Origin of the sequence: Duganella callida, assembly GCF_004614165.1 — a bacterium.
GTDB lineage: Bacteria > Pseudomonadota > Gammaproteobacteria > Burkholderiales > Burkholderiaceae_D > Rugamonas > Rugamonas callida.
Genome location: NZ_SPVG01000055.1, coordinates 1 through 5,126, shown reverse-complemented (window position 1 = coordinate 5,126; position 5,126 = coordinate 1). Strand labels below are relative to the sequence as shown.

General features: G+C 69.6%; 6 protein-coding genes. 1 reads left to right on the top strand and 5 read right to left on the bottom strand.

The genetic code is table 11. From position 1 onward, the window contains the following. From E4L98_RS05740 to E4L98_RS05720, 5 genes are all read right to left on the bottom strand, one after another. On the bottom strand, positions 1 to 545 hold a 545-nt coding region (locus E4L98_RS05740), incomplete at its 3' end, for an MFS transporter (protein ID WP_167761283.1). Beyond that, positions 542 to 1,114 (bottom strand): chalcone isomerase family protein, encoded by a 573-nt coding sequence (locus tag E4L98_RS05735; RefSeq protein WP_135200609.1) that lies wholly within the window; start codon positions 1,112 to 1,114, stop codon positions 542 to 544. The genes E4L98_RS05740 and E4L98_RS05735, both read right to left, overlap by 4 nt. Beyond that, positions 1,086 to 2,288 (bottom strand): SAM-dependent methyltransferase, encoded by a 1,203-nt coding sequence (locus E4L98_RS05730; protein WP_135200608.1) that lies wholly within the window; start codon positions 2,286 to 2,288, stop codon positions 1,086 to 1,088. Before E4L98_RS05730 ends, E4L98_RS05735 begins: the two co-directional genes overlap by 29 nt. Then, positions 2,285 to 3,049 (bottom strand): DUF1365 domain-containing protein, encoded by a 765-nt coding sequence (locus E4L98_RS05725; RefSeq protein WP_135200607.1) that lies wholly within the window; start codon positions 3,047 to 3,049, stop codon positions 2,285 to 2,287. Before E4L98_RS05725 ends, E4L98_RS05730 begins: the two co-directional genes overlap by 4 nt. Then, positions 3,046 to 4,326 (bottom strand): NAD(P)/FAD-dependent oxidoreductase, encoded by a 1,281-nt coding sequence (locus E4L98_RS05720; RefSeq protein WP_135200606.1) that lies wholly within the window; start codon positions 4,324 to 4,326, stop codon positions 3,046 to 3,048. The genes E4L98_RS05725 and E4L98_RS05720 overlap by 4 nt, the downstream gene beginning before the upstream one ends. Positions 4,327 to 4,437: 111 nt before the next feature. On the opposite strand from E4L98_RS05720, the gene E4L98_RS05715 reads away from it, so the two are divergent. Further along, a complete protein-coding gene (locus E4L98_RS05715; protein WP_135200605.1) occupies positions 4,438 to 5,070 on the top strand; it encodes a TetR/AcrR family transcriptional regulator in 633 nt (210 codons plus the stop codon). Positions 5,071 to 5,126 lie beyond the last annotated feature (56 nt).

The window sequence follows — 5,126 nt, the reverse complement described above, 5'->3', positions numbered from 1 at the left end:
AGCAGGGCCAGCGTCAGCAACAGCGCAAAGCCGGCGCAATAGCCGGCCAGGCGCGGCCGGATCGCCGCCGCATCGCCGGCCAGAATCGCCGACGGAATCAGACTGGCGGCCAGCATGCCGGCGACGCCGGCCGCTTCGCGCCAGGCCACCGCGCTCAGGGCCAGCGATGGCTGCGGCAAGCGGGCGCCCCAGGCCAGGTAAGCGATGTTGACCAGGCTGTGGGCGCCATAGGCCAGCACCAGCAGCGGCGCCAGCCAGACGGCCGGCGCCACCGCCGCCGGCGGCAGCCACAGCGCGGCAAAGCACAGCCCCAGGGCCAGGGCGCCGCAGGCCATCCAGCGCCGCGGCGCCGCCGTGCGGTCGAGCAGATGGCCAAGCAGCGGGTCCTGCAGCATGTCGATCAGGCGCGCGCCGAACAGCACGCCGCCCAGCGGCGCCAGCGCCATGCCGAGGCTGGTGGCGTAATAGGCCGGCAGCTGCACGAACAGGGGCAGGGCCGCCATCGCCAGCGGCGCGCCGAGCAGGCCGTAGGCGGCCGGCCTCATGGGGCTGCTCCCAGCAGGCGGCGCCGCAACGCGGTGTCGCGGCTGTCCGGATGCAGCCAGATGCCGAAGAACGCGCGCGCCAGCGCCGGGTCGGCGATGTCGCCCAGCAGACGCGCGCCGTGATACAGGCGCATGCCGTGGCCGGGCTCGAATACGCCGGTCAGCTCGTCGCCTTCGTCGACATCGGTCAAGCTCGCCTGCAGCCGGGCTTCCCAGCGCGCCAGCGTGGCGCTGTCGATGGGCGCAGCGCTGAGGCGGCGGATTTCCTCCATGCTAGTGGCGACCAGCCGCGCGCGGCTGATGCGGCGGTAGTACCGCAGCTGCAGCGCAAACGGCTGCGCCGGATCGAAAGGGCGCACCGCCGACCACAGCGCGGCATGATAGATGCGCAGGCCGAACCAGCGCAGATCGCCTTCGCCCAGTATCCGCGCCTGCGGCAACAGGGCGCGCCAGCCCTCCGTCTGCTCCGGCTGACCGGCGCACCAGGCCCGCGGCGGCAGGGCCAGGGCGGCCAGGCAGGCCAGCCACAGGCGGCGGCGCTCAGCGCTGCAGCAGGAATTGGACCACATCGGTACGACCCTCGTCGAAAGCGGCTTCGCAATAGGCGAAATACAGATCCCAGATGCGCATGAAGCGGGCGTCGAAACCTTGCGCCGCCACCTGCTGGTGGGCGTGGTGGTAGGCGCTGCGCCAGCGCCGCAGGGTTTCGGCATAATCGGGGCCGAAAGCATGGTGGGCCAGATTGTCCAGCCCGGCGCGCGCGGCGCCGCGCTGGAAGCGCTCGATGCTGGGCAGCATGCCGCCGGGGAAGATGTACTGCTGGATGAAGTCCGTGCTGCTGCGATAGCGCGCGAAGTGGCGTTCGTCGATGGTAATCGACTGCACCAGCGCCTTGCCGCCCGGCCGCAGGCGCGCCGCCAGCGTGGCGAAATACTGTGGCCAGTAGCGCTCGCCCACCGCCTCGAACATTTCGATCGACACCACGGCATCGTACTGGCCGCCGACATCGCGGTAGTCGCGCAGCTCGAGCCGCGCCAGCGGCTGCAGGCCGGCCTCGGCAATGCGCTGTTGCGCGATCTCCAGCTGGGCGGCCGAAATGGTCAGCCCGTGGACCTGGATGCCGCGCCGCGCCGCATGCTCGGCGAACCCGCCCCAGCCGCAACCGATCTCCAGCACGCGGTCGCCGGCGCGCAGGCCCAGGGTGTCGAGGATACGCTGGTATTTGCGCTGCTGGGCCTGTTCCAGCGACTGGCCGTAATCGCCGTCGAAGATGGCGGCCGAATAGGTCCAGCTGCGGTCCAGCCACAGGCGGTAAAAGGCGTTGCCGATGTCGTAGTGCGCGTGGATGTTGCGGCGGCTGCCGTCGCGGCTGTTGGGCCGCAGCCAGTGACGCAGCCGGTACCAGCAGCGCGCCAGCACGCCGCCAAACAGCGCCGGTTCCAGCACCGCCTCGTTGCGCAGGGCCAGCCGCAGCAGCGCCACCAGGTCGGGGCAGTCCAGCCAGCCCGCGCCCCAGGCGTCGGCCAGGCCGATGTCGCCGGCGCGCAGAATGCGCGCGCAGGCGCGCCAATCGTGCAGCTCCAGCGTGGCGCCGGGACCGGCGTGGGCGTCGCCAAACACCATGCGCGTGTGGTCGGGCGTGATCAGTTCCAGGTGGCCGTGACGGATGCGCTCCAGCAGCAACAGGAACAAGCGGGCGGTGGCAGGCGCGGTCTGCATGGTGGTCGACAGCGTACGGGTCATCGTGACGGCTCCTCGTGGGCGGTAAGGTGGGGGGCGGAACGCGGCGGTTTGCGGAACCAGGGCACGCCCTTGCACCACAGGCGCAGCGCCTGCCAGTGGATGCGCAGCACGACCCCCAGACCCAGCAGCGGATAGCGCAGCAGCGCCGCCGCCAGCGCGCCGTCGCTCATGGCGCGCGCCCGGCCCGACAAGGTGGTGCGGATCAGCAGACCCTGGTCGTCGTGGTAATCGATCGCGGTGCGCGGACGCGGCCCGTCCAGACGGAAGCGGAAGCGGTAGCCGCCCGCGGTGGCGCAGAACGGCGACACGTGCAACAGCTTGGCGCAGGCGGCTTGCTGGTCGGCCACGCGCAGCAGGTAGCGGTGGGTTTCGCCGAACGTGTTGTTGACCTCGGCCAGCACGGCCCGCAGCCGGCCCGCCGTGTCATGGCAATGCCAGAAACTGACCGGGTTGAACATGTAGCCGAACACGCGCGGGAAGGTTTGCAGCCAGATCTCGCCGTCGGCGGCGATGCCGTGCGCGGCCAGTTGCGCGCGCATCCAGTGTTCCAGGCTGGAACCGTCGCGCGGGCCGTAGTCGCGGGTGCGCAGCGACAGCGGCCGGCGGCGGTCGATGCCGAACCAGCGCGATTGGCACTCGTCCAGCCGCCCGAGGTTGAGGCGCACGTAGAACACCGGATAGACGAAGCGGTGGAAGACCGGCCGCAGGCGCGCATGCATCACGCGCGCCCGCACCAGCTGCGCAGGGGCGGCCGGCGTCATCCCAGCACCGCCCAAGGTGGCGCGGCGTCGAAGGCGGCGGCGATGCGCAGCGCCGATTTGAGACCGTCTTCATGAAAGCCGTAGCCGCTCCAGGCGCCCGCGTACCAGGCGCCGCGCCGGCCCTGGATCTGCGGCAGCGCCTGTTGGGCGTCAATGGCGGCCTGGTCCATCACCGGATGGGCATATTCGAAGCGCGCCAGCACGCTGGCGGCCGCCGGCGGCTGCTGGGGGTTGAGGGTGACGATCACCGGGGTTTTCAGCGGCAGGCTTTGCAGCTGGTTCAGCCAGTAGCTGACGCACACCGGGCGCGCGCCATCGGCGCCGCCGGCCGCCAGGTAATTCCAGGCCGACCAGACCTTGCGCCGGCGCGGCAGCAGGCCGGTATCGGTATGCAGCCAGGCGCTGTTGGGCTGGTAGCGCACCGCGCCGAGGACGGCGCGCTCGCGCGCGTCGGCGTCGGCCAGCAGCCGCAGGGTGGTGGGCGCGTGGGTGGCGAACACCACCGCGTCGAACAGCTCGCCGCCGGCCAGGGTCTCGACCACCATGCGGCCATGGCTGCGCCGTACCGCGTTCACCGGCGTCCACAGACGATAATCGGCCAGGGTGGCAGCGATGGCCTGCACATACGTGCGCGAGCCGCCCCGCACGGTGCGCCACTGCGGCCGGTGGTTGATTTGCAGCAGCGCATGGTTGAGGCAGAAGCGCAGGAAGGTGGCGGCCGGGAAGTCCAGGATATCGCGCGGCGAACTGGACCAGATGGCCGCCGCCATCGGCAGCAGGTAGGCTTCGCGGAACAGGCGGCCGTAGCGCTGGCGGTCCAGCAGCTGGCCCAGCGTGGCGCCATCGGCCACGCTGGCCGCGAGAAAATCGCGCGCATGGCGGTTGAAATGCAGGATGTCGCGCAGCATGCCGAGGAAGGCCGGCGAAGCCAGGCGGCGGCGCTGGGCGAACACGGTATCGAGGCTGGTGCCGGCCCATTCCAGCTCGCCAGCGTCCATGGACACGGCAAACGACATGTCGCTGGCGATGCTGGCGACGCCGAGTTCGTCGAACAGGGCGATCAGGTTGGGGTAGGTCTTGTCGTTGTACACCAGGAAGCCGGTATCGACCGCGCAGCGCTGGCCTTCGAGCTGGATATCGACCGTGTTGGCGTGGCCGCCCAGGTAGCCGCCCGCCTCGAACAGCACCACCTCGTGGCGGCGCTGGAGGAAATAGGCGGCCGCCAGGCCGGAGATGCCGGCGCCAATCACGGCGATGCGCTTGCGGTTGTGGCTCATGGACGGTTTATCTGACTGCGGCAGAGGCTTTATCGGTTGAGTTTGTACTGTCGTGATAATATTACTACCAACAAATCAGAAACGCTACTGATTAGTAGCGAATTTTTACTAATGAGTATTCTTTCCAAACTCAGCTTCAAGGACCAGGCCTTCAAGCTGCGCGAAAACGCCATCCTGGACGCCACCACGGCGGTGCTCGGCAGCAAGGGCTACGACTTGATGACCATGGACGACGTGGCCGGGGCAGTCGGCATCTCCAAGCCCAGCCTGTACAAGCATTTCAAGTCCAAGGAGGAGCTGGTCGGACAAGCCATGGTGCGGCTGCTGGACGGCGCGATCGACCAGGTGGCCGCGCTGGACCCCGGCCTGAACCCGGTGCAGCAACTGGCGGCGCTGCTGGAATGGGCGCTGCGGGTGCGGCTGGGCGGCGGCTTGCCGTTCCTGCCCTCCACCAGCCCGCATGTGCGCGACATGCTGATGCGTAACGTGAAATACATGCTGCGCGTGGTCAAGCTGAACCGGCAGCTGGAAGCGCTGGTGCGGCAAGGGCAGAAGGCCGGGCTGCTGAATCCGGCCCTGCCCAGCGATGTGATCCTGTTCAGCTACTATGCGCGCACGTGCGACCCGGCCATCGACTACCTGCAGACATTCAGCAAGATGGCCGACGACGACATCGTGCGCCACATGCTGACGGTGGCCTTCGCCGGCATGGAGGCGCCGGCGGCGCGCGCTACGGCGGCCTAGTAGTGGGCGGCCAGCCGCGCGCGCGGGCGCACCGCCGCGGTCAGTCGTTCCATGGC